Here is a 24188-nt window from a genome sequence, read left to right as displayed (position 1 = left end):
GCGGTGCTCTCTCTTCACTCACGGGGTAGAGGTGACGAGAGTAACCGGCCTGTGTCCCCGTGCACCGACTGGTGACTTCGCAGGTCGAACAGGTCCACAACCATCGGTTTGTTTTGAGAGACTCAAACTTCTCCTTATAATCGGAACCCACAGTTCCCTTACAGGAAGGCCCGCCGTGAACACGCTCCCCGGGCGCCGGACCCGCATCCTGGCCGCCACCACCGTGACGGCCGGGCTGATGCTCGTGACTGCCTGTACCTCCAGCGACGACGGCGGCAGCGGCTCCAGGACCGCCGCCGGCGGTGTCGAGCTGGTCAAGGCCGGACAGCTCACCACCTGCACCCACCTGCCGTACCCGCCGTTCCAGTCGGAGATCGACGGCAAGGTCCAGGGCTTCGACGTCTCCCTCGTCGACCTGGTCGCCGGGGACCTGGGCGTGAAGCAGGAGATCCTCGACACCCCCTTCGAGAACTTCAAGACGGGCGCCTTCCTCAACTCCGGCGAGTGCGACCTGGCCGCCGCCGGCATGACCATCACCGAGGAGCGCAAGAAGAACGTCGACTTCTCCGACCCGTACTTCGACGCCACCCAGGCCGTCCTGGTCGACAAGAGCGCCGGCGTGAACTCCCTCGCCGACGTGAAGTCCAAGAACGTCAAGCTCGGTGCCCAGGCCCAGACCACCGGCGAGGACTACGCCAAGAAGCAGGGCTTCGACCCGGTCTCCTTCGAGTCCTCCGACGCCGTCCTCAACGGCCTGCGCACCGGCCAGGTCAAGGCCGTCATCATCGACTACCCGGTCGTCCAGGGCTGGCTGAAGGACAAGGCCACCGCGGCCGCCTTCACGGTCGTGGACAACCTCAACACCGGCGAGCAGTACGGCTTCACGGTGAAGAAGGGCAACAGCAAGCTGCTCGCGGCCGTCAACAAGGCGATCGCCGACGCCAAGGCCGACGGCACGTACAAGAAGCTGTACGAGCAGTGGATCGGCCCCTACGACGCGTCCGTCGCCTCCCCGTCCGCCTCATGAGCGGCGACACGGAGCTCGCCGCACCACCCCGCCGCAAGGGGCTGACCCGCCGCCAGAAGCGCGGCGTCTCGCGCGGCGTCCAGTACGCCGTGTTCGTCGCCGCGGTGATCCTCTTCGCGGTCTCGGCGGACTGGGACCGGCTCCAGAACCAGTTCGCGCAGGCCGACATCGCCCAGCGGATGTTCCCCGAGGTCATCACGCTGGCGCTGAAGAACACCGTGCTGTACACCGTGTCCGGCTTCGCCGTCGGGCTGGCCCTCGGCATGGTGATCGCGCTGATGCGGCTGTCGTCCGTCGGCCCCTACCGCTGGGTCGCCGGGATCTACATCGAGATCTTCCGCGGCCTGCCCGCCCTGCTGATCTTCATCTTCATCGGCGTGGCCGTGCCGCTGGCCTTCCCCGGCACGGAGATCATCGGCGGCACGTACGGCAAGGTCGCCCTCGCGCTCGGCCTGGTGGCCGCCGCGTACATGGCGGAGACGATCCGCGCGGGCATCCAGGCCGTGCCCAAGGGCCAGATGGAAGCGGCCCGCTCCCTGGGCTTCTCGCCGGCCAGGGCCATGATCTCGATCATCATCCCGCAGGCCTTCCGCATCATCCTCCCCCCGCTCACCAACGAACTGGTGCTGCTGTTCAAGGACTCCTCCCTGGTGCTGTTCCTCGGCGTCACCCTGGAGGAGCGCGAACTGTCCAAGTACGGCCGGGACCTGGCCAGTACCACCGCCAACTCCACGCCGATCCTCGTCGCCGGCCTGTGCTACCTGCTGGTCACGATCCCGCTCGGCTTCGTCGTACGCCGTATGGAGGCGAAGGCCCAGGAGGCCGTGAAATGAGCCGACCGGAGATCGAAGTACGCGGCCTGCACAAGTCGTTCGGCGACAACGAGGTCCTGCGGGGCATCGACCTGGAGATCGGCCAGGGCGAGGTCGTGTGCGTCATCGGCCCGTCGGGCTCGGGCAAATCCACGCTGCTGAGGTGCGTGAACCTCCTGGAGGAGCCCACGAAGGGCCAGGTCTTCGTCGGCGGCACCGAACTCACCGACCCCGACGTCGACATCGACGCCGCACGCCGCCGGATCGGCATGGTCTTCCAGCAGTTCAACCTCTTCCCGCACCTGACGGTGACCGAGAACCTGACCCTGCCGCAGCGCCGGGTACTCCGGCGGGACAAGGCGCAGGCCGCGAAGGTCGCCGCCGAGAACCTGGAACGCGTCGGCCTGTCCGAGAAGGCGAACGCCTATCCGTCCTCCCTCTCCGGCGGCCAGCAGCAGCGCGTCGCCATCGCCCGCGCGCTCGCGATGGGCCCCGAGGTGATGCTGTTCGACGAGCCGACGTCGGCGCTGGACCCGGAACTGGTGGGCGACGTCCTGGCCGTCATGCGCATGCTCGCCCGGGACGGCATGACGATGATGGTCGTCACCCACGAGATGACCTTCGCCCGCGAGGTCGCCGACCGGGTCGTCTTCATGGACGGCGGGGTGGTCGTCGAGGACGGCACCCCCGAGCAGGTCATCGGCAACCCGCGCCACGAACGCACCCGCCACTTCCTGTCGAGGCTGCTCGACCCGGCGATGGCGGAGGTGGAGGAGGAGACGTCCGACCAGGTGGGCGGTGGCACCTGACTAAGGTGCAGTACATGAGCGATGAGCCGGTGCTGCACGTGAAGGGCCGGGTCCTGGTGGGCCCGGAGGACGTCCGCGACGACCTGTGGATCGTCGACGGCCGGATCACCTACGACCGCCCAGCCGCCGCCCGTGACATCCGCACGGTGGCGGGCTGGGCGCTGCCCGGCCTGGTCGACGCCCACTGCCACGTGGGCCTCGGCGCGCACGGCCCGGTGGACACGGACGTGGCGGAGAAGCAGGCGCTGACCGACCGCGAGGCCGGCACGCTGCTGATCCGCGACGCCGGCTCCCCCTCCGACACCCGCTGGATCGACGACCGCGAGGACCTCCCGAAGATCATCCGGGCCGGCCGGCACATCGCCCGGACCCGCCGCTACATCCGCGGCTACGCCTGGGAGATCGAGCCGGAGGACCTGGTCGCGTACGTCGCCCAGGAGGCCCGGCGCGGCGACGGCTGGGTCAAGCTGGTCGGCGACTGGATCGACCGCGAGGCGGGCGACCTGTCGGCGTGCTGGCCCCGCGAGGCGGCTCGGGCGGCGATCGCGGAGGCCCACCGCCTGGGCGCGCGGGTCACGGCCCACTGTTTCGCGGAGGACTCCCTGAAGGACCTGGTCGAGTCGGGCATCGACTGCATCGAACACGCGACGGGCCTGACGGAGGACCTGATCCCCCTCTTCGCGTCCCGTGGCGTCGCGATCGTCCCGACCCTGGTCAACATCGCCACCTTCCCGAAGCTCGCCGCCGGCGGCGAGTCCCGGTACCCCCGCTGGTCGACCCACATGCGCCGCCTGCACGCCCGCCGCTACGACACGGTCCGCGACGCCTACGACGCCGGAATCCCGGTGTACGTCGGCACGGACGCGGGCGGCACCCTGCCGCACGGCCTGGTGGCGGAGGAGGTGGCGGAACTGGTGACGGCCGGCATCCCGCCGCTCGAGGCCCTGTCGGCGACGACCTGGTCCGCCCGCGAGTGGCTCGGCCGCCCCGGCCTGGAGGAAGGAGCGGCGGCAGACCTGGTGGTGTACGAACGGGACCCCCGCACGGACGTCCGCGTCCTGGGAGCCCCACTGCGGGTGGTGCTGAACGGGCGGGTCGTGGGGTGACGGCGGGCGGAAGCCCCGCGGGGTTCTCCCGGAGACCCCCGGCACATCGTGGTCACGGGCGCCGCGGCTGCCCGCCGACGCGCGCGGGACGGGGGAGCGGTACGCCGGCGCGGTGACACGGCAGCCACCCCGCCAGGGGACTCCGCCCGCCCCCCGACCGGGCCGGACCGGAAGTGGTCCTCAGCGGGAGGCCAGCGCCATCGACTGGTCCAGGGCCTGGAGGAAACGGTTCACCGTCGCCCGGTCCCGCACCGCCAGCCGTAGCCAGTCCTCGTCCAGGCCGGGGAAGGTGTCCCCCCGGCGGACGGCGAAGCCGAGGGTGCGCAGGTGGTGGCGGACAGCCGCCGCTCGTGGCAGTCGAACGAGGACGAAGGGTCCCTCCGCGGGCTCGACGACCCGCAGACCGTCGGAGGCGAACTCGGTGAGTCCCGCCACGAGATGGGCGCGGTCCGCGGCCACCCGGTGCGCCGCGTGGGCGGCCTCGGCCAGCGCGCGCGGCGACACGCACGCCTCCGCCGCGGCCAGCGCCGGCGTGGAGACCGGCCACAGCGGCTGGGCCCGCTCCAGCTCGGCGATCGTGCCGGGGGCGGCGAGGACGTAGCCGATGCGCAGCCCGGCCAGCCCCCACGTCTTGGTCAGGCTGCGCAGGACGACCAGGCCGGGCACGTCCGTCCGGCCGGCCAGCGCCTCGCGCTCACCCGGCACCGCGTCCATGAACGCCTCGTCGACCACCAACGTCCGCCCCGGGCGCGCCAGTCCGGTGAGAACGCCGGCCGGGTGCAGCACCGACGTCGGATTCGTCGGGTTGCCGATCACCACCAGGTCGGCGTCCTCCGGCACGGCCGCCGGAGCCAGCCGGAAGCCGTCCGACTCCCGCAGCAGCACCCGGTCGACCGCGTGCCCCGCGTCCCGCAGCGCCGCCTCCGGCTCCGTGAACTGCGGGTGCACCACCACCGCACGACGGGCCCTCAGGGCACGCGCGACCAGCACGAACGCCTCCGCCGCACCCGCCGTCAGCAGGACCCGCTCGGCCGGCAGCCCGTGCCGCGCCGCCACCGCCGCCCGCGCGGCCCGCCCGTCCGGGTAGGCGGCGAGGCCGGCCAGGGACGCGGCGATGCGCTGGCGCAGCCAGTCCGGGGGCGTGTCCGCGCGGACGTTGACCGCGAGGTCGACCAGCGCCGAGCCGTCGTCGCGTACCTCCGCGTCACCGTGGTGGCGCAGGTCGTGCCCGTCAGTGTGCATGGGAGTGCGCGTGCCCTCCGTGGTGGTGGCCGTGACCGTGGTGGTGGTGGCCGTCGTCGTCGGGGTGGAAGTGCGGCTGCTGCGGCAGCCCCACCTTGTCCTCGAAGCCCGGCAGCGCGATGCGGTAGACGCACGAGTCGCAGTTCATCCGCAGATCACCCTTGACGGCCTCCTCGTACCGCTCCATCACCAGGTCCAGCAGCTCGGGCTCGGGCCCGATGACGTCCGCCGACCGCACCTCGACCTCCGGGTGCGCGGCCGCCCACCCCTCGGTCTGCTGCCGCACCCGGTCCGGCAGGATCCCGGTGAACAGGAAGTACGGGAGTACGACGATCCGCCGCGCGCCCAGCCGTACGCACCGGTCGAGCCCGCTCGGCACGTCCGGTGCCGCCAGCGACACGAACGCCGTCTCCACACCCGCGTACCCGCGCCCCTCCCACAGCAGTCGCGCCGCCTTGTACACCTCGGCGTTGGCGTCCGGATCGGTCGAGCCGCGCCCGACCAGCAGCACCGTCACGTCCGACCGGTCCTCGGGCCTGCGCCCCGCCCCGCCCAGGGCCTCGTCCAGCCGCCGCTCCAGCACGCTCAGCAGTGCCGGGTGCGGGCCGAGCGGACGTCCGTAGGTGTACGAGATCCCCGGGTGCCGCTCCTTCTCCCGGGCCAGCGCCGCCGGGATGTCCCCCTTGGCGTGCCCGGCGGACACCAGCATCAGCGGTACGGCGGCGAACCGCCGTACGCCCCGCTCCACCAGGTCGGTGACGGCCTCGCCCAGCGGCGGCGGGGACAGCTCGATGAAGCCGCCCGCGACGGGCAGTTCGGGGTGGCGGCGCCCCAGCTCCCGTACGAAGTCGCGGAACGCCTCGGCTCCGGCATCGTCCCGGGTGCCATGGCCGGCGATGAGCAGGGCGGGCGGCGGGGTGGTCACGAGGTCTCCTCGGTCTGCGAAAGGGGGTGGTACAGCAGGGCGTTGAGAGCGGCCGCGGCGACCGCCGAACCGCCCTTCTCGGACACGTTGCTCACGGCGGGCAGCCCGCTCTCCCGCAACGCGGCCTTGGACTCGGCCGCCCCGACGAAGCCGACGGGCAGCCCGATGACGAGCGCGGGGGAGGCGTCGAGGGTCAGCAACTCCTCCAGGGCGGTGGGCGCACAGCCGATCACCCACAGGGCGCCGGGCCCGACCTCCTCGTACGCGAGTCGCACCGCGTGCGCCGAACGGGTCAGCCCGGGGCCGGACTCGGCGTCCTTCAGACGGCAGACGGTCCCGCGGCGGGTGATGCCGGCCGCGACCATCTCCACGTCCACGACGACGGGCGCCCCGGCGTGCAGCGCGGCGTGCGCCGCGACCAGGTCCGCCTCGTCCATGACGAGATCGCTCGCGTACTCCAGGTCGGCGGCGGAGTGGATGACCCGCTCCACCACCGCCCGGGTCAGCGGCGGGAAGTGCGAGGTGTCCAGACGGGCCCGCAGCCGCCGGAAGGACTCCTGCTCGATCGGGTGGACGACCCGCGTCGCCTGGGTCACTGCGTCTCCTCCTGCCAGCGGTAGCCGCGCGGCGTCACCATGCGCCCCGCGATGGTCCGGGTCGCGGTGTTGCCCACCGTCACGACCGTCATCATGTCGACCGTCGCCGGGTCCAGGCCGGCCAGCGTCGTCACCCGGCTCGACCCGTCCGGCCGTGAGGCGTTGCGCACGACACCCACCGGTGTCGACGGCTCCCGGTGCTCGGCGAGGATCGCGAGCGCCTTCGGCAGCTGCCAGTCGCGGCCCCGGCTGCGCGGGTTGTAGAAGGTCACCACGATGTCCGCCTCGGCCGCCGCCCGCACCCGCCGCTCGATGACCTCCCACGGCGTGTGCAGGTCGGACAGGCTGATCGACACGTGGTCGTGGCCCAGCGGCGCGCCCAGGAGCGCGGCGGCGGCCAGCGCGGCGGTCACCCCCGGCACCCCGACCACGTCGATGTCGTCGGAGGCCTCGGCGAGCGCGGGGGAGGCCATGGCGTACACGCCCGCGTCCCCGCTGCCGATCAGTGCGACGGCCCGGCCCTTGCGCGCCTCCGCGACGGCCGTCCGGGCCCGCTCCTCCTCGGCCCCGAGCCCCGACTCCAGGATCCGGGTGCCGGGCCGCAGCAGGTCGCGGATCTGGTCGACGTACTGGTCGAGCCCGACCAGCACCGCGGCACGCGCCAGCTCCGCCTTCGCGCGCGGCGTGAGCAGATCGCGGGCACCCGGCCCGAGCCCGACCACCGCGAGCCGTCCGCGCCCCGGACGCCGTACGACGGCACAGGTCGCCATGGCGGGCCGGCCGTCGGGACGTTCCGACTTCCGCTTCGGCACGAGGAGTTCGCCGCCTCCCACCAGCGCCGCGGCCTCCGCCACGGACGGTGTGCCGACGGCGGCGAGGGGCGCGTCGGACGGGTTCGGCACCTCGACGGCGGCCAACTCCTCGGCGGAGTACGTCACCACGGGCACGCCGAGCCGCGAGGCGGCCGCGAGGATGCCGGGCTCGTCCGCCTTCGCGTCGACGGTGGCGAGCTCGGCCACGCAGGCCCCGGACAGCCCCGCCTCCCGCAGGGCGCCCTCGATCACGTCGAGCACCTCCGCGGCCGGGGCACCCTTCGACGCGCCGACCCCCACCACCAGGGTCGGCGGCCGCAGCAGGACCTCGTGGGCGCCGGGCCCGACCGCCCGGTCCGTCACCCGCACGGTGTACGCCCCCCGGTCCCCGTCCTGGCTCCCGTCCCGGTCCGCGAACGGCAGCGGCGGCAACGGCCAGGCCACCTCCGCGTCGAGCACGACCGGCTCCCCGTCCAGCAGGGCCCGCGTCACCCCGGCGACATCACCCTCCACGGGCAGCCCGAGGGTGTCCAGGCCGGGGATCCCGACGGCGTCCGTCGCCGTGGTCACCACGGGCTCGGCGCCCAGCAACCCGCCGACGGCGCGGGCCAGTTCATTGGCGCCGCCCCCGTGCCCGCCGACCAGCGAGACCGCGAACCGCCCGGCCTCGTCGACGCACACCACACCCGGGTCGGACGCCTTGTCGTCCAGCAGCGGCGCGAGAAGCCGTACCACGGCCCCCGTCGCCAGGAAGCACACGAGCTGCTCGCACTCCGCGAACGCCCGCCGTACGGCGTCCCCGACAGGACCGTCGTACACGCGCGTGCGGTCCGGCCACGCCGCGGCCAGCCGGTCGCGTGCCGCCGCCCCCGCCGCGGTGGCGGAAATGAGGCCGATCACTGAGCAACTCCTTCTACGTCGGAAATCCGGGGCCGGACGCCCCACAGCAGGAAAACGGGGTTGGTGGCCGCCAGCCGGGTCACGTCCCCCGGCAGCGGCGCGAGCCGCGAGGACTGCAACAGCACGCCGTCGCAGGCGAACCCGGCGTCGGTGAGCGCGGCCCGCGCCGCCGGCACCCGGTCCAGCGCGGCCATGGCGACGACCACGGACCGCCGGGCCCGCCGCGCGCACACGCCCACGATGTCGGCCAGCTCGCGCCCACCGCCGCCGACGAACACGGCGTCGGGATCGTCGAGTCCGTCCAGCGCCTCCGGCGCCGTCCCGTGCACGACGTGCACGTCGACGCCGTGCGCGGCGGCGTTGGCGCGGATCCGCGCGGCCCCGTCCCCGGCCTTCTCGACCGCGCTGACGGCGGCCCCCAGCCGGGCGCACTCCACGGCCACGGACCCCGACCCCGAGCCGACGTCCCAGACCAGGTCACCGACCCGGGGACCCAGCCGGGCCAGCGCCAGCGCCCGCACCTCGAACTTGGTGATCATCGAGTCGCGGTGGGCGAAGTCGCCCTCGTCCAGCGCCCATCCGGCGGGCCGGCGCGGCGGCCCCGCGAGGGTCCGCACCCGACCGGGCAGCCGCGCCTCCTCCAGGCACAGCACCACGCTCACCGCCGCACCCCAGTCCCGGACCGCCGCCTCGGCCGGGCCGACCCGCTCCACCCGCTCGCGCACGGGATCGCCCAGCGCGGACGCGACGACGAGGACCCGCCCGGGAGCGGTCCGGGCGAGCGCGGCGCCCAGTTCGGCGGGTCCCGCCCCGGGCCCGGTCAGCACGGCGACCTTCGGATGCGCCCGGCACACGTTCACCGCCGTCCGCGGATCCCGCCCGTGCGCGCTGACGACCACGGCGTCGTCCCAGGTCAGGCCGAGCCGGGCGAAGGCGGCGGCGACGGAGGAGACACCGGGCAGCACCTCGAGCCGACGCGGCCCGAACCGCTCGGCGAGCGCCCGCACGATCCCGAAGAACCCGGGGTCCCCGGACGCCAGCACGACCACCCGCCGCTCCTCGGCGACGTACTCCTCGATCGCGTCGAGGGCCGGCGCCAGCGGCCCGAGCACGATCCGCTCGGCGCCCTCGGGCAGCCGTACGGCGTCCAGGTGCCGGCGCCCGCCGACGACGAGGTCCGCGCCCGCGAGGACGTCCTCGCCCGGCGGCGCCCCCGTCCCCGTCCCGACGACGGTGATCGGACCGCTCACGTACTCGCACCCCGCTCGCGCAGCGCCCTGCGGGCAGCCGGGTCGGCCTTGCGGTAGCCGTGGAAGTGGCCGGGGTGGTACAGGTGCGAGCGGGTGCCCTGCGCGTCGAGGGCCGGGCCGACCAGGAACAGCGTGTGCTTCCAGAGCTTGTGCTCCTTGACGGTCTCCTCCAGCGTGCCCACCGTGCACCGCACGACCAGCTCCTCCGGCCAGGTCGCCTGGTAGGCGATGACGACCGGGGTGGCGGTCGGATAGCCGCCCTCCAGCAGCTCCCGCACGAGCTGCCCGCTGCGGGCGGCGGACAGGAAGATCGCCATGGTGGTGCCGTGCCGGGCGAACTCCCGCACCTCCTCCCCGGGCGGCATCGGCGTCTTGCCGCCGCCGAGCCGGGTGAGGATCACGGACTGCGCCACCTCGGGAATCGTCAGCTCCCGCCGGGCCAGCGCGGCGACGGCCGAGAAGGAGGACACACCCGGCACGATCTCCGTCTCGATCCCGATCCCGGCACACCGGTCGAGCTGCTCCTGCGTACCGCCCCACAGCGCGGGGTCACCGGAGTGGATCCGGGCGACACGCAGCCCCTCCTCGCGGGCGCGCTGGTACACGGCGACGACGTCCTCCAGGGACATGGTCGCCGAGTCGAGGATCTCGGCATCCTCGCGGGCGTGCTCGAGGACCTCCGCCTGCACCAGGCTCGCGGCCCAGATCACGACGTCGGCCTCGGCGATGGCACGCGCGGCACGGAACGTCAGCAGGTCGGCGGCGCCGGGGCCGGCACCGACGAAGGTCACCTTGCCGGTGGGGGCGTCGGCCATGGGTTCGGGTCCTCTCATGACGGGATGGGGTACGGAAGCCGGATGCGCACGGCGGCGCCCGGTCCGGGCAGGAGCCGGCGCCGGGTGCGTGCGGCCGGGCGTGGGCCGGGCAGGTGTGCCGGGGTGTGCGTCGCAGCGCGTGGTCCGAAGGTGAGCGGTGGCCGGATGTGCGTCGCCGGGCCCCGTCCGGGCGGGAACGGGTCCCGGATGTGCGGGGCCGGTGCATCGGCTGCGTCGGCAGCCGCCGCGTACGTGCCCCGTGGCCCGGGCAGGTGGGCCGGGGTGTGCGTCGCAGGGCGTGGTCCGGAGGTGAGCGGCGGTTCGAGGTGCGCGACCGGGCCCGGTCCGGGTACGAGCGGGTGCCGGGTGCGTGCGGCCGGGCGTGGGCCGGGCAGGTGTGCCGGGGTGTGCGTCGCAGCGCGTGGTCCGGAGGTGAGCGGTGGCCGGATGTGCGCGGCCGGGCCCCGTCCGGGCAGGAGCGGGTCCTGCCCGAGGCCCATCACGCACACCCGGCCCGCTCGACCCTGCGGTGCACGGTCGCGGGCGTGGTGTTCATCCGGTGGGTGGTGGGCCTGGCGGGCCGAGGCGGGCGGTCTCACAGCTTGCCGCCCCGTCCGCCGTCGCGCCGCGCGGGCGCGATGAGCGTGGAGAGATAGGGGAGCGGCTCCGCACCGAGGTCGGCGGCGGGCCGGATCGACTGCTCGGGCAGCCCGAGCGCCGCCCCCCACACGGCGTCCCCGATCCGCCCGGTCTCCCGCAGCGCCTCGGCGACCTCGGCGGCCTGCCGCCCGAACTTGTAGGCGACGACGGTGCCGGGCCCGGCCAGCGCGTCCTTCAGCACGGCGGAACCGGCGGTCACGGGCACCAGCGTCAACGGCTCGGTCCCCTCCGTCAGCACGGCCCCCGACCGCGCCGCCAGATCCTGCATGGCGGTGATCCCCGGCACGGTCTCGACGACCACACCCGGCACCAACTCCCCGACGGTCTGGGCGAGATAGGTGAACGTCGAGTACACGTTGGGGTCCCCGATGGTCGCGAACGCGACACTCCCGTGCCGCCCCAGCAACTGCGCGACCCGCTCCCCGGCGGCGTCCCAGGCGGCCTCCCGGCGCCCCCGGTCACTGCGCTCGTTGAGCGCGAACACGACCCGGACGACCTTCTCCTCCGGCACGTAGTGCAGGACGGTCGCCTCGGCCCGCCCCCGCTCCCCGGTGTCCATCACGGGTACGACGACCACATCGGCCGCACGCAGCGCGTTGACGCCCTTGACGGTCACCAGCTCCGGATCACCGGGCCCGACCCCGACTCCGACCAGCCTGCTGCTCATGACGTCCGGCACCTCTCCACGAACCGACGGGCCACACCGGGCTCGGCCGCCCAGTGCGTGTGCAGATAACTCGCGTGCACACCCTGCTGTACAAAACCTTCGACCCGTCGCCGGGGCACACGCACACCCCAGGCGGGCTCCGCCCCCGAGCCCGGCTCGACGACGGTCCGGTGGAACTCGTGCCCCCGCATCCGCGTCCCGGCCGCGGCCAGCACACTGTCGCTCACGGCCACCGCGTCCCGGTATCCGAGCGTGAGCCGCTCGGACATCCGCGCGGTGGCGTCGAGCACCCCGCACATCGGCTGCCCGTCGAGCTCCCGGCAGAGGTAGAGCAGCCCGGCGCACTCGGCGGCGACGGGGGCCCCGCTCAGCGCGAGCTCCGCGACGGCCTTGCGGAGCGGCTCGTTGACGGACAGCTCGCGGGCGTAGACCTCGGGGAACCCGCCACCGATGACCAACCCGGCCGTGCCGTCGGGCAGTCGCTCGTCCCGCAACGGGTCGAAGGGGACGACCTCGGCCCCGGCGGCGCCCAGCAACTCGGCATGCTCGGCGTAGGAGAAGGTGAAGGCGGGCCCGGAGGCGACGGCGACGGTCACTCCCGGGCGCACCCGGCCGTCCCGGCCGGGGTCCGGGCGATCCGTCGGGGAACCGAGGGCCTCGGCCGCGTCCCAGGCCGCACCGGGCAGCGCACCCGCGGTACGCGCGAGGGCGGCCAGCCCCTCCAGGTCGCACCCGGCGGCGACCTGCGCGGCCATCGCGGCGACAGCCTCCACGGCGTCCCCCCGCCGCTCCGCCACCGGCACCAACCCCAGGTGCCGCGACGGGGTGTCCACCCGGGCCACCCGCCGAAGCACCCCCAGCACCGGCACCCCCACGGACTCCAGCGCCTCCCGCACGAGCTCCTCGTGCCGGTCCGACGCGACCTTGTTCAGAATCACGCCCCCGATCCGCACCTCCGGGTCCCAGGAGGCGAAGCCGTGCACCAGCGCCGCCACCGACCGCGACTGCGACGACGCGTCCACCACCAGCACCACCGGTGCCCGCAACAGCTTCGCCACCTGCGCGGTGGACGCCAGCTCACCCTCCCCCGCGGCCCCGTCGTACAGCCCCATCACGCCCTCGACGACGGCGATGTCACACCCGCGGGCCCCGTGCAGGAAGAGTGGGGCGACCGACTCCGGCCCGCACAGGTACGCGTCGAGGTTGCGCCCCACGCGCCCGGTGGCGAGCGCGTGGTACCCGGGGTCGATGTAGTCCGGCCCGACCTTGTGCGGGGACACGGCGTGCCCCCGCGCGGCGAACGCGGCCATCAACCCCGTGGCGACGGTGGTCTTGCCGCTGCCCGAGGAGGGCGCGGCGACGACCAGCCGGGGGACGGACGAGGACATCACCACTCGATGCCCCTCTGCCCCTTCTGCCCGACGTCCATGGGGTGCTTGACCTTGGACATGTCGGTCACGAGGTCGGCGAGGTCGACGAGCTTCCCGGGCGCGTTCCGCCCGGTGATCACGACATGCTGGGTGCCCGGCCGGTTCCGCAGCACGTCGATCACCTCGTCGGTGTCGACCCACCCCCAGTGCATCGGGTACGCGAACTCGTCGAGCACGTACAGCTGGTACGTCTCCGCGGCCAGGTCCCGCTTGACCTGCTCCCAGCCCTCGCGGGCCTTCTCCTCGTTGTCCATCTGCCGGTCGCGCTGGACCCAGGACCAGCCCTCGCCCATCTTGTGCCAGGCGACGGTCCCACCCTCCCCGGAGTCCCCGAGGACCCGCAGCGCCCGCTCCTCGCCGACCTTCCACTTGGCCGACTTGACGAACTGGAACACCCCGATCGGCCACCCCTGGTTCCAGGCGCGCAGCGCGAGCCCGAAGGCGGCGGTCGACTTGCCCTTGCCGATCCCGGTGTGCACGACCACGAGCGGACGATTACGCCGCTGACGAGTCGTCAGCCCGTCCTCCGGCACCACACTCGGCTGTCCCTGCGGCATTACGCGGCCCTCCTCGAAGTCCCCTGAACATCTCGCACCAGCCCGGCGATGGAGTCCGCCCGCAGCTCGTCCAACGTCACCGCCGTACCGCCCAGTTCACCCGCGAGCTGCCCCGCGAGCCCCAGCCGCACGGGCCCCGACTCGCAGTCCACGACCACCGAGGCGACCCCGTCGGCGGCGAACAGCCGGGCCGCCCGCCCCGCCGTCGCGACCGGCTCGGGCCCCCCGGTGGCCCGCCCGTCCGTCACCACGACGACCAGCGCCCGCCGGGCGGGGTCCCGCAGCCGCTCCACCCGCAGCACGTCGTGCGCCCTGAGCAGCCCGGCGGCGAGCGGCGTGCGCCCACCGGTGGGCAACGACTCCAGCCGGACGGCCGCGGCGTCGACGGACGACGTGGGCGGCAACGCCACCTCGGCGACCGCCCCGCGAAACGTCACGAGCCCCACCTTGTCCCGCCGCTGGTAGGCGTCCAGCAGCAGCGACAGCACGGCCCCCTTCACGGCACTCATCCGCTGCCGGGCCGCCATGGACCCGGAGGCGTCGACCACGAACAGCACGAGGTTCCCCTCACGCCCCTCCCGGGTCGCCTGCCGCAGATCGTCCCGCCGCACGACCAGCCCCGGCCCCGACCGGCCCCGGGCCCGCTGATGCGGCGCCGCCGCCTGCACGGTCGCCGCCAGGTGCAGCTTGGTCAGCGTCCCCCTGGGCCGCCGGGCGCCCGTCGTCCGACCGTGCTCGGTCCGTGCCCGCGAACGCCGCCCGGCGGCACCCTCGCCGATCCCGGGCACGCTCAGCACCTTGGTGCGGAAGGGCTCGGAAGCACGCGCCGCGGCCTGCTCCCGGGAACCCGGGGCCTGGTGCTCCCCGCCCTCACCGGCCTCACCGGCCTCGGGCCGCGCGCCCGCGTCACCGCCCTGCGGCCCCTCGTCGGGCGACGGCTGCCCACCGCCCCCGCCGCCCCCGCCGGGCCCGTCGGGCCCGTCGGGATCGGGATCGGCATCCGGGTCGGTTCCGGGGTCGGTTTCGGGATCGTCGTCCCCGGAGAACTGCTCCAGCGTCTCGTCGAGCCTGTCCTCGTCGAGCCCCGGCGCGTCGAAGGGGTTCCGACGCCGCCGGTGCGGCAGCGCCAGCAGCGCGGCCTGCCGCACGTCCTCGGCCAGCACCTCGGTCCGCCCGGCCCAGGCGGCCAGCGCCGTCGCCGTCCGCGCCATCACGATGTCGGCCCGCATGCCGTCCACCTCGAAGGCCGCACAGGTCGCCGCGATCTGCCGCAGCGCCCCGTCACCCAGCCGCACCCGCGGCAGCAGTGCCCGCGCCGCCACGATCCGCGCCCGCACGGCGGCCTCCTCGTCCGCCCACCGCGCGGCGAAGCCGGCCGGGTCGTCGTCGTAGGCCAGCCGCCGCCGTACGACCTCCACCCGCTGGTCGGGCTCCCGGGAGGCCGCGACCTCGACGGTCAGCCCGAACCGGTCGAGCAGCTGCGGCCGCAGCTCGCCCTCCTCGGGGTTCATGGTGCCGACGAGCAGGAAACGCGCCGCGTGCCGTACGGAGACACCCTCCCGCTCGACGTAGGAGGCGCCCATCGCCGCCGCGTCCAGCAGCAGGTCGACCAGGTGGTCGTGGAGGAGGTTGACCTCGTCGACGTAGAGGATCCCGCGGTGCGCGTCGGCGAGCAGGCCGGGTTCGAAGGCCTTCACGCCCTCGGCGAGCGCCCGCTCGATGTCCAGTGCGCCCACCAGCCGGTCCTCGGAGGCACCGACGGGCAGCTCGACCATCCGCGCGGGCCGCCGGACGCCGGGAGCCGCCTCGTGCGGCCCGTCCGGGCAGGCCGGGTCCGGGGCGGCGGGGTCGCACGAGAAGCGGCACCCGGCGACGACGCCGACCTCCGGCAGCAGCGCGGACAGGGCGCGCACGGCGGTGCTCTTCGCGGTCCCCTTCTCACCGCGGACGAGCACGCCGCCCACGGCCGGGCTCACCGCGTTCAGCAGCAGGGCCAGGCGCAGGTCGTCCTGCCCGACGACGGCCGTGAACGGGAACGGGATGGTCACTGGTCGTCCTCCAAGTCGCCTTCCAGCTCCAGGTAGGTGGCGCGCAGCCGCTCGATCGTGTCGGCGTCCGGCTCGGCCCACAGCCCCCGGTCGGCGGCCTCCAGGAGCCGCTCGGTGATACCCCGCAGTGCCCACGGGTTGGACTTCTTCATGAAGTCCCGGTTCTCCGCGTCGAAGACGTACTCCGCGCTGAGCTTCTCGTACATCCAGTCGTCGACGACGCCGGCCGTGGCGTCGTAGCCGAAGAGGTAGTCGACGGTCGCCGCCATCTCGAAGGCACCCTTGTAGCCGTGCCGCCGCATGGCCGCCATCCAGCGCGGGTTGACCACCCGGGCGCGGAACACCCGGTGGGTCTCCTCGCCGAGCGTGCGGGTCCTCACCTGGTCCGGTACGGCGCTGTCGCCCACGTACGCCTCGGGGTTGGCCCCGGTCAGGTGCCGCACCATGGCGACCATGCCGCCGTGGTACTGGAAGTAGTCGTCGGCGTCGACGAGGTCGTGCTCACGCGTGTCGACGTTCTTCGCGGCCACGGCGATCCGCCGGAACGCGGTCTCCATGTCCCCGCGGGCCGCCCGCCCGTCCAGCCCGCGCCCGTAGGCGTACCCGCCCCACACCGCGTACACCTCGGCGAGGTCGGCGTCCGACCGCCAGTTCCGCGCGTCGATCAACGGCAGCAGCCCGGCGCCGTACGCCCCCGGCTTGGAGCCGAAGATGCGGGCGGTCGCCCGCCGCCGGTCGCCGTGCCCGGCCGCGTCCTCGTCCACGTGCGCCCGGACGAAGTTGAACTCGGCGGGCTCGTCCAGCTCGGCCACCGCCCGCACCGCGTCGTCGATCAGGCCGACGACATGCGGGAACGCGTCCCGGAAGAAGCCGGAGATACGGACCGTGACGTCGACGCGCGGCCGGCCGAGCTCGGCCGGCGGCACGATCTCGAAGCCGGTCACCCGGCGCGAGGCGTCGTCCCACACCGGGCGGCAGCCGAGGAGCGCGAGGATCTCGGCGATGTCGTCGCCCTGCGTCCGCATCGCGGACGTGCCCCACACCGTCAGACCGACGGACTTCGGGTACTCACCGGTGTCCTGGAGGTACCGCTGCACCAGCGAGTCCGCGAGCGACTGCCCGACCTCCCAGCTCAGCCGGGAGGGGATGGCCTTGGGGTCGACGGAGTAGAAGTTCCGTCCGGTCGGGAGCACGTTGACCAGCCCGCGCGTCGGGGAGCCCGACGGGCCGGCCGGGACGTAACCGCCGTCCAGCGCCTTGAGGATGTGCCCGACCTCGTCGGTGGTCCTGGCCAGACGGGGCACGACCTCGGCGCAGGCGAACTCCAGCACCGCTTCGGCGTCCGGGAGTTCCGCGCCGAGGACCTCGCGGACCAGCGGCGTCGCGGACGTGACGTCCCACGCCCGCGCCTCCATCCCCTCCGCGAGCCGCCGGCACAACTGCTCCAGCAGGTCGATCGCGTCGGCGGCCGTACGCGACGGCCCCTCCACCAGATCCGTCAGCTCGACCGGCATCTTCACCGGGGCCCCTGGCTCGGCCAGCAACTCCTTCTCCACCAGCCCGAAATGAGCGGCCAGCGAGGCCCGCAGCCCCGGCAGCGCGTTCGCCTGCCCGCCCCACACCTGCGAGGCCCGCAGCACGGCGAGCACGAGGTTGACCCGGGGCTCACCGACCGGACCGCCGCCCAGGACGTGCAGGCCGTCCCGGATCTGCACGTCCTTGATCTCGCACAGATAGCCGTCGATGTGCATGACGAACTCGTCGAACTCGTCGTCGTCCGGCTGGTCGTCGACATGCAGGTCGTGGTGGAGCTCGGCCGCCTTGACGAGGGTCCAGATCTGCGCCCGCACGGCCGGCGCCTTGGCCGGGTCGAGGTCGGAGACCAGGGCGTACTCGTCGAGCAGCTGCTCCAGCTTGGCCAGGTCGCCGTAGGTGTCCGCGCGCGCCATCGGCGGCACCAGGTGGTCGACGACGGTGGCGTGTCCGCGCCGCTTGGCCTGCGTGCCCTCGCCGGGGTCGTTCACGATGAACGGGTAGACCAGCGGCAGGTCCCCGAGGACGGCGTCCGGGGCGCACCCGCCGCTCAGCCCCAGCCCCTTGCCGGGCAGCCACTCCATCGTGCCGTGCTTGCCCATGTGCACGACGGCGTCCGCGCCGAACGAGTTCTCCAGCCAGCGGTAGGCCGCCAGGTAGTGGTGCGACGGCGGCATGTCCGGGTCGTGGTAGATCGCGATCGGGTTCTCGCCGAAGCCGCGCGGCGGCTGGATCATCACCACGACGTTCCCGAACCGCAGGGATGCGAGCACGATGTCGTCCCCGTCGACGTACAGCGAGCCCGGCGGCTCGCCCCACGCCTCCAGCATGGCCTCCCGCAGCCCGGGATCGAGCGTGTCGAACCAGGCCCGGTAGTCGGCCAGCGGCACCCGCGCCGGCGCGGCGGCCAGCTGGTCCTCCGTCAGCCACTCCACGTCGTGCCCGCCGGCCTCGATGAGCCGGTGGATCAGCTCGTCGCCGTTGTCGGGATACCCCTCGACGAGGTACCCGGCGTCCCGCAGCGCGTCCAGCACCCGCACCGCCGACGCGGGCGTGTCCAGACCCACCGCGTTGCCGACCCGCGAGTGCTTGGTCGGGTACGCGGTGAAGACGAGCGCCACCTTCTTGTCGGCGTTCGCCCGGTGCCTCAGCCGAGCGTGCCGTACGGCGATGCCGGCGACCCGCGCCGCCCGCCCGGGGTCGGCGACGTACACGGGAACGTCGTCCGGTCCCTGCTCCTTGAAGGAGAAGGGGACCGTGATCAGGCGTCCGTCGAACTCCGGGATCGCGACCTGCATCGCCGCGTCCATGGGGGAGAGGGCGGCGTCGGACTCGTCCCAGGCGGCCCGCGACGAGGTCAGGCACAGTCCTTGCAGCACCGGCACGTCGAGGTCGGCGAGCGCCCCGATGTCCCAGGCCTCCTCGTCGCCGCCCGCCGAGGCCTGCGAGGCGTGCGTGCCGCCGGCGGCGAGGACGGTGGCGACGAGCGTGTCGGCGCGCCCGAGGATCTCGTACAGTCCGGGCTCCGCACCCCGCAGCGAACCGCAGAAGACGGGAAGGGCGTTGGCGCCCTGCGCCTCGACGGCGTCGCACAGCGTGTCCACGAAGGCGGTGTTGCCGCTCAGCTCGTGCGCCCGGTAGAAGAGCACCCCGACGGTCGGCCGGCCCTCGACGTGGTCGCGCTCCCCGTGCACCCCGTACTCGGGCATCTTCCGCGGCTCGACGAACCCCTCGCCCGTCAGCAGCACGGTGTCCGACAGGAACCGCGCCAGCTCGGTCAGGTTGGCCGGCCCGCCCTCCACGAGGTACTTCAGGGCCTCCGCCACGACACCGGCCGGCACCGACGACTCGGCCATCAACTCCGCGTCCGGGACGGCCTCCCCGCCCAGCAGCACGGTCGGCACACCGGACGCCCTGAGCGCGGCGAGCCCGTCCTCCCAGGCCCGCTTGCCGCCCAGCAGCCGTACGACGGCGATGTCGGCGCCCTCGATCAGACCGGGGAGGTCCCGCTCCACGTCCACCCGGGTCGGGTTGCCGATCCGGTAGGAGGCACCGGAGGCGGCCCGGGCCGCCAGCAGATCGGTGTCGGCGGTCGACAACAACAACACTGTGCTCATGCGGGTGCTCCCGGTGGGATGAAAGGCAGTCCTTGCGGCGCGCCCGACTCGATGAGCCGCCAGAGCGCGTCCGTGTCCGCGTGCTGTTCGATCAGGTCGCCGAGCCGGTCGAGCTGCTCCTCGCGCAGCGCGGCGAACGAGGTGTCGGGCGCCGGCACGAAACGACGGCCCGCGGCGGCCGCCACCTCGCGCAGGAACGCCCGCCGGAAACCGTCCGACTCCAGCGAACCGTGCCAGTGCGTGCCCCAGGTCTGCCCGACCCGGCAGCCGTCCAGGCTCCGTCCCCCGCCATCGGAGATGAACGCCTCTCCGCCGGTCACCTCGGCGACCCCGTGGTGGATCTCGTACCCCTCGACGCGCTCCCCGAGGGCCTCGCCCACCGGACGCGTCAGGGTCTTCTCCCGCGCGAACCGCACCCGCACGGGCAGGATCCCGAGCCCGTCGACATGCCCGCGACGGCTCTCGACCTCGTCCTCGATGTGCTCACCCAGCATCTGGAAGCCCCCGCAGACGCCGAGCACGGGCCGCCCCTCGGCAGCCCTGCGGACGATCGCCCCGGCCAGTCCGCGCTCCCGCAGCCACTCCAGCGCCCGCACGGTCCCCCGGGTCCCCGGGACGACGACGAGGTCGGCGTCGGCCAGTTCCTCCGGCCGGTCCACGAACCGCACCACGACACCCGGTTCGGCGGCCAGCGCGTCGACGTCGGTGAAGTTGGACATGAGCGGGACCGCGCACACGGCGACCCGCAGCACGTCCTCGCCCACGGGCGGCGCGACGGTGGACTCCCGCACCGTGCCCCGCAAGGACACGCGCAGCCCGTCCTCCTCGTCGATCCCGAGCCCGTGCCGGAACGGCAGCACGCCATACGTCCGCCGCCCGGTGAGCCCGTGCAGCATGTCGAGCCCGGGCTCCAGGAGGGAGACGTCACCCCGGAACTTGTTGACGAGATACCCGGCGACGAGCGCCTGGTCCTCGGGCGAGAGCAGGGCGACGGTCCCGAAGAAGGAGGCGAAGACGCCGCCGCGGTCGATGTCGCCGACCACCAGCACGGGCAGCCCGGCGTTCCGGGCGATCCCCATGTTCACGATGTCGGTCCGCCGCAGGTTGATCTCGGCCGGACTGCCCGCCCCCTCACAGATCACCGCGTCATACGTGCCCCGCAACTCGGCGAGACACTCCAGCACGGTCCCCAGCAGTTTCTGCTGCCGCCCTCCGTGATACCCCCGCGCACTGAGCTCCCCCACGGGCTTGCCGAGCAGCACGACCTGACTGCTCTGCTCGCCACCGGGCTTGAGCAGCACGGGATTCATCAGCGCGGTCGGCTCCACCCGGCACGCCTGGGCCTGCATGGCCTGGGCCCGCCCGATCTCCGCCCCCTCCCGCGTCACGAAGGAGTTCAGCGACATGTTCTGCGCCTTGAAGGGCGCGACCTTGACCCCCTGCCGCACCAGCCACCGGCAGATCCCGGCGGTGACGACACTCTTGCCGGCATCGGAGGTGGTGCCGGCGACGAGGAGACCCCCGCTCATGACGTACGCCCCTTCGCTTTCGTGGCGATGGCGCGCGCGGCGACCGTGACGCCGAGCGCGAGCAGGCCGACGCGGCGGGACAGCCGCGCGGCGCGTTCGATGTCGTGGGGGACGACGGGCCGTCCCGCCGCCCCGTTGAGCACGGGCCGGTGCTCGACCCGGCCGCCGTAGGAGAGCGTCCCGCCCAGCCGTACCCCGAGGGCGCCCGCGAAGGAAGCCTCGACCGGACCGGCGTTGGGACTGGGATGCTCGCGCGCGTCGGCCCGCCAGGCCCGTACGGCCCCCCGCGGATCGTCCCCCGCCACGGCGGCGAGTACGGCCGTCAGCCGCGCCCCCGGCCATCCGGCGAGGTCGTCGAGCCGCGCCGACGCCCACCCGTACCGCCGGTGACGCGGCGACCTGTGCCCGACCATGGCGTCGAGGGTGTTGACGGCCCGGAACCCGAGCAGCCCCGGCACACCGCCCACGGCCCCCCACACCAGCGCCCCCACGACGGCGTCGGACGTGTTCTCGGCCACGGACTCGACCACGGCCCGGGCGATCCCGTCCGCGTCGAGCGCCTGCGGATCCCGCCCGCACAGATGCGGCAGCCGCGCCCGCGCGCCCTCGACGTCCCCCGCTTCGAGGGCCCGCCCGATGGCCCGGGCCTCCCGCCCGAGGGAGGTCCCCCCGACGACGGCCCAGGTGGCGGCGGCGGTGAGGGCGACGGAGCCGGCGGTGGAGGACCGTACGGCGCGCGCGGCGACGGCTCCCAGAGCGACGGCCCCGCCGGCGCACACGACGGTGTGCAGCGCGCCCCACCCGCGGTGGTCCCGCCACAGCACCCGCTCGACGCCGGCCGCGGCCCGCCCGAACACGGCGACCGGATGTCCCCGGCGGGGATCGCCGAGGAGCAGGTCTGCCAGGAGGCCGGCGGCGGCACCGTACGCGTGAACGCGATCGGCACCCATCGGCTCAGCCGACCGCGGAGTCGGACGACGACAGGGTGCTGAACCTCGAACGGCAGCCGAGCATGGCGAATATGTCCTCACTCAGGGTGTCCACGCCCTGGTTCGACGAGACCGACGACGAGAGTTCCTGGCTCCCGGGGCTACCTACCCCGGTGACAGTGGCGGGACCGCGCCGGACTCACACCGGCTTCCTCTCCTGTCGCCGTACATGGCTCCGGCAGTCCACCACGGGCCCGGAAGGGCCGTCAACTTGCTGTTGACCTGCACGGGGAGAGTGTGCACAACCCCACACCGCCGGCACGGCGGGTGGACCGGTGGGAGCCGGTCGGCCGGTTTCCTCTTCACCCGGGTGGTCTTGACGAACCCGGCTTGCGACGGTCCGCCGCGAACACCCGCGATACCCGGTAAGCCCCGTACGGGGCGGGACGGGTGGAGAGGGGAGTCCCTGTGGCGTACGTGGGCGACGTGCTGCTGGACGACGGGCAGATCGTGCTGCTGGGGGTGGCCGGGGACGGCCCGGCGGGCGTCGTCGAGGGGCGCCGGCCGGCCGGGTGGGGCCACCGACCGACCTGACCGGCCGTTACGTCACGTCGGACGGCAGCGAATCCTGCCGCTGTCGGACATCGACTGCGCGCGGCAGCGTCGGGGATCCGCACGCGTGTGTCACGGCGGTGGGCGGTCTCGGCCGTGCGGATCAGGTGTTCGTGCCGCCTTCGCGGACCCCACCCGCCGGACGTACGGGAGTTCCTGGCCGCCGAGTCGCTCGACATCCCCCCGGGCGCGGACATGACTCCGCCCTGCCCGAGACCCCGTGAGGGGCCGGACAGGGCGGATCGAGCGGGCCGAACGTCAGACCACGATCAGCGAGATCCCGTACGCCACCGCCGCCGCGCACGCCGCGAAGCACACGTACGCGCCGGTGACCGCGAGCGCGGCGGAGTCGCCCTGGGCCGCGGCTCGTTCGCGGCGGGAGAGGCCGGTGATGCCGAGGGTGAACAGGCCCACCAGGGCCACCGTGACCACGAGGCTGACGCCGAAGACGGAGCCGAGAGCCGCCCAGTCGATCTTCATGATGCTTCTCTTCCTTCGTACCGGGGGGCGGGGCTCAGACGGTGGTGGTGGCGGCCGACGGAGCCGACTCGCTCGTGGGGGCCGGGATCGTGGCCGTCAGGTCCTCGGTCACCGTGCCCGTGGGGGGCGGGGTCACCGCGGCGATCGCCGCGGTCACCACGCCGGCCGGCTCCTCGGAGTGGTTGACGTTGGTGTGGTCGATGACCTCACGGCGGGAGATCTTCCAGATCGCGGCGCTGGAGGCGACGAGGAAGACCGCGACGACCGCCGTGCCCCAGTCGCCGAAGCCGGTCACGTACTCGGCGATCGCGCCGACCAGGGCCGCGGCCGGCAGGGTCAGGCCCCACGCCACGAACATCCGGGTCGCCGTCGACCAGCGGACCACGCCGCCCTTGCGGCCGAGACCCGCGCCCATCACCGCACCGGAGACCGAGTGCGTGGTGGAGAGGGAGAAGCCGAGGTGGGAGGAGGCGAGGATGACGGTGGCCGCGCTGGTCTGGGCGGCGAAGCCCTGCTGCGGCTGGAGGTCGGTCAGGCCCTTGCCCATGGTGCGGATGATGCGCCAGCCACCGAGGTAGGTGCCGAGCGCGATCGCGACGCCCGCGGAGAGGATGACCCACATGGGCGGGTCGGAGTCGGGGGCGACGGCGCCGCCGGCGACCAGGGCGAGGGTGATGATGCCCATCGTCTTCTGCGCGTCGTTCGTGCCGTGGGCGAGGGAGACCAGGCCGGCCGAGGCGATCTGGCCCGCGCGGTAGCCCTTCTCCGACGCCTTGCCGTCGGCCTTCTTGCCGAGCGTGTACGTCAGGCGCGCCGCGAGCATCGCGGCGATGCCGGCGACCAGCGGGGCCGCGATCGCCGGGATGAGGACCTTGGTGACGAGCACGTCGCCGTGGACCGCGCCGACGCCCGCCGAGGCGATGGTGGCACCGATCAGACCGCCCATGAGGGCGTGCGAGGAGCTGGACGGCAGGCCCACGAGCCAGGTCAACAGGTTCCAGAGGATCGCGCCGACCAGAGCGGCGAAGATGACCTCGGGACGTATGCCGGTCTCGTCGACGAGACCCTTGGAGATCGTGTTCGCGACCTCCACGGAGAGGAAGGCACCCACAAGGTTCAGCACGGCGGACATGGCCACCGCGACCTTGGGCTTGAGCGCACCGGTCGAGATGGTCGTGGCCATCGCGTTGGCGGTGTCGTGGAAACCGTTCGTGAAATCGAACGCGAGTGCGGTTACCACCACAATCGCGAGGATCAGCGAGAAGCTTTCCATTTACCCAGGCAATCGTTCGAGGTCATTGGTTGATTGAACGTAGGTAACCTGAGTGAACG

At 73.7% G+C, this 24188-nt stretch carries 20 protein-coding genes, 1 pseudogene and 1 riboswitch; of the genes and pseudogenes, 6 read left to right on the top strand and 15 right to left on the bottom strand.

What is annotated here, in order from left to right; genetic code table 11:
• The first annotated feature begins 175 nt into the window (after positions 1–175).
• Genes ACF1A1_RS00430 through ACF1A1_RS00415 form a run of 4 tightly spaced genes read left to right on the top strand, consistent with a single transcriptional unit; the run spans position 176 to position 3754 of the window.
• Positions 176–1027: a transporter substrate-binding domain-containing protein gene (locus ACF1A1_RS00430; protein WP_391643858.1), complete on the top strand. Its 852-nt coding sequence runs from the start codon at positions 176–178 to the stop codon at positions 1025–1027.
• Positions 1024–1860: an amino acid ABC transporter permease gene (locus tag ACF1A1_RS00425; protein ID WP_391643856.1), complete on the top strand. Its 837-nt coding sequence runs from the start codon at positions 1024–1026 to the stop codon at positions 1858–1860. Before ACF1A1_RS00430 ends, ACF1A1_RS00425 begins: the two co-directional genes overlap by 4 nt.
• Positions 1857–2648, top strand: a complete 792-nt coding sequence (locus ACF1A1_RS00420; protein ID WP_391643854.1) for an amino acid ABC transporter ATP-binding protein — start codon at positions 1857–1859, stop codon at positions 2646–2648. The genes ACF1A1_RS00425 and ACF1A1_RS00420 overlap by 4 nt, the downstream gene beginning before the upstream one ends.
• Before the next feature lie 14 nt (positions 2649–2662).
• Entirely contained in the window at positions 2663–3754 is a 1092-nt protein-coding gene (locus ACF1A1_RS00415) for an amidohydrolase family protein (RefSeq protein ID WP_391643852.1), read from the top strand.
• Positions 3755–3934: 180 nt separating this feature from the next.
• On the opposite strand, the gene cobC is transcribed toward ACF1A1_RS00415, so the two are convergent.
• From cobC to cobM, 6 genes are read right to left on the bottom strand one after another with little or no spacing between them, the layout of a single operon-like run.
• On the bottom strand, positions 3935–4996 hold the full coding sequence (gene cobC, locus ACF1A1_RS00410) for an Rv2231c family pyridoxal phosphate-dependent protein CobC (RefSeq protein ID WP_391643850.1): 1062 nt from the start codon (positions 4994–4996) through the stop codon (positions 3935–3937).
• Positions 4986–5921: a sirohydrochlorin chelatase gene (locus ACF1A1_RS00405; protein WP_391643848.1), complete on the bottom strand. Its 936-nt coding sequence runs from the start codon at positions 5919–5921 to the stop codon at positions 4986–4988. Before ACF1A1_RS00405 ends, cobC begins: the two co-directional genes overlap by 11 nt.
• A complete protein-coding gene (locus tag ACF1A1_RS00400) occupies positions 5918–6517 on the bottom strand; it encodes a precorrin-8X methylmutase (RefSeq protein WP_391643846.1) in 600 nt (199 codons plus the stop codon). The genes ACF1A1_RS00405 and ACF1A1_RS00400 overlap by 4 nt, the downstream gene beginning before the upstream one ends.
• Positions 6514–8229, bottom strand: a complete 1716-nt coding sequence (gene cobJ / locus ACF1A1_RS00395; protein ID WP_391643844.1) for a precorrin-3B C(17)-methyltransferase — start codon at positions 8227–8229, stop codon at positions 6514–6516. Before cobJ ends, ACF1A1_RS00400 begins: the two co-directional genes overlap by 4 nt.
• Positions 8226–9479, bottom strand: coding sequence for a precorrin-6y C5,15-methyltransferase (decarboxylating) subunit CbiE (gene cbiE, locus ACF1A1_RS00390; protein WP_391643843.1), 1254 nt, complete (start codon positions 9477–9479; stop codon positions 8226–8228). The genes cobJ and cbiE overlap by 4 nt, the downstream gene beginning before the upstream one ends.
• The gene (cobM, locus tag ACF1A1_RS00385) at positions 9476–10294 is read right to left on the bottom strand and encodes a precorrin-4 C(11)-methyltransferase (protein ID WP_391643841.1); all 819 of its coding nucleotides are present in this window, start codon (positions 10292–10294) and stop codon (positions 9476–9478) included. Before cobM ends, cbiE begins: the two co-directional genes overlap by 4 nt.
• A gap of 482 nt (positions 10295–10776) precedes the next feature.
• Between cobM and ACF1A1_RS00380 the strand changes: the two are divergent.
• Positions 10777–10875: pseudogene (locus tag ACF1A1_RS00380) on the top strand (permease); the annotation flags it as partial.
• 14 nt (positions 10876–10889) lie between these two features.
• On the opposite strand, the gene cobI reads toward ACF1A1_RS00380, so the two are convergent.
• Genes cobI through ACF1A1_RS00345 form a run of 7 tightly spaced genes read right to left on the bottom strand, consistent with a single transcriptional unit; the run spans position 10890 to position 21785 of the window.
• Entirely contained in the window at positions 10890–11621 is a 732-nt protein-coding gene (gene cobI / locus ACF1A1_RS00375; protein ID WP_391643839.1) for a precorrin-2 C(20)-methyltransferase, read from the bottom strand.
• Positions 11618–13009 (bottom strand): cobyrinate a,c-diamide synthase, encoded by a 1392-nt coding sequence (locus ACF1A1_RS00370; RefSeq protein ID WP_391643837.1) that lies wholly within the window; start codon positions 13007–13009, stop codon positions 11618–11620. The genes cobI and ACF1A1_RS00370 overlap by 4 nt, the downstream gene beginning before the upstream one ends.
• Positions 13009–13608, bottom strand: coding sequence for a cob(I)yrinic acid a,c-diamide adenosyltransferase (cobO, locus tag ACF1A1_RS00365; RefSeq protein WP_391643835.1), 600 nt, complete (start codon positions 13606–13608; stop codon positions 13009–13011). Before cobO ends, ACF1A1_RS00370 begins: the two co-directional genes overlap by 1 nt.
• Entirely contained in the window at positions 13608–15656 is a 2049-nt protein-coding gene (locus ACF1A1_RS00360; protein WP_391643833.1) for a putative cobaltochelatase, read from the bottom strand. Before ACF1A1_RS00360 ends, cobO begins: the two co-directional genes overlap by 1 nt.
• Positions 15653–19306, bottom strand: coding sequence for a cobaltochelatase subunit CobN (gene cobN, locus ACF1A1_RS00355; protein WP_391643831.1), 3654 nt, complete (start codon positions 19304–19306; stop codon positions 15653–15655). Before cobN ends, ACF1A1_RS00360 begins: the two co-directional genes overlap by 4 nt.
• Complete coding sequence (locus ACF1A1_RS00350) at positions 19303–20835, bottom strand: cobyric acid synthase (protein WP_391643829.1); 1533 nt, start codon at positions 20833–20835, stop codon at positions 19303–19305. Before ACF1A1_RS00350 ends, cobN begins: the two co-directional genes overlap by 4 nt.
• Positions 20832–21785, bottom strand: a complete 954-nt coding sequence (locus ACF1A1_RS00345) for a cobalamin biosynthesis protein (RefSeq protein WP_391643827.1) — start codon at positions 21783–21785, stop codon at positions 20832–20834. The genes ACF1A1_RS00350 and ACF1A1_RS00345 overlap by 4 nt, the downstream gene beginning before the upstream one ends.
• 121 nt (positions 21786–21906) lie before the next feature.
• A riboswitch (cobalamin riboswitch) is annotated at positions 21907–21980 on the bottom strand.
• A 252-nt stretch (positions 21981–22232) separates the two neighbouring features.
• Here ACF1A1_RS00345 and ACF1A1_RS00340 point away from each other — a divergent pair.
• On the top strand, positions 22233–22358 hold the full coding sequence (locus ACF1A1_RS00340; protein WP_391643825.1) for a hypothetical protein: 126 nt from the start codon (positions 22233–22235) through the stop codon (positions 22356–22358).
• A gap of 276 nt (positions 22359–22634) precedes the next feature.
• On the opposite strand, the gene ACF1A1_RS00335 is transcribed toward ACF1A1_RS00340, so the two are convergent.
• Together ACF1A1_RS00335 and ACF1A1_RS00330 are read right to left on the bottom strand one after the other, a co-directional pair.
• A complete protein-coding gene (locus ACF1A1_RS00335) occupies positions 22635–22856 on the bottom strand; it encodes a hypothetical protein (RefSeq protein WP_391643823.1) in 222 nt (73 codons plus the stop codon).
• A 34-nt stretch (positions 22857–22890) separates the two neighbouring features.
• Positions 22891–24129 carry an anion permease gene (locus tag ACF1A1_RS00330; RefSeq protein WP_391643821.1) on the bottom strand — a complete coding sequence of 413 codons (1239 nt, stop codon included), beginning with the start codon at positions 24127–24129 and terminating at the stop codon, positions 22891–22893.
• Positions 24130–24188: the final 59 nt, after the last annotated feature.

Source organism: Streptomyces sp. NPDC014995 (assembly GCF_043080745.1).
GTDB lineage: Bacteria > Actinomycetota > Actinomycetes > Streptomycetales > Streptomycetaceae > Streptomyces.
This window is presented reverse-complemented; position numbering and strand designations above follow the sequence as displayed.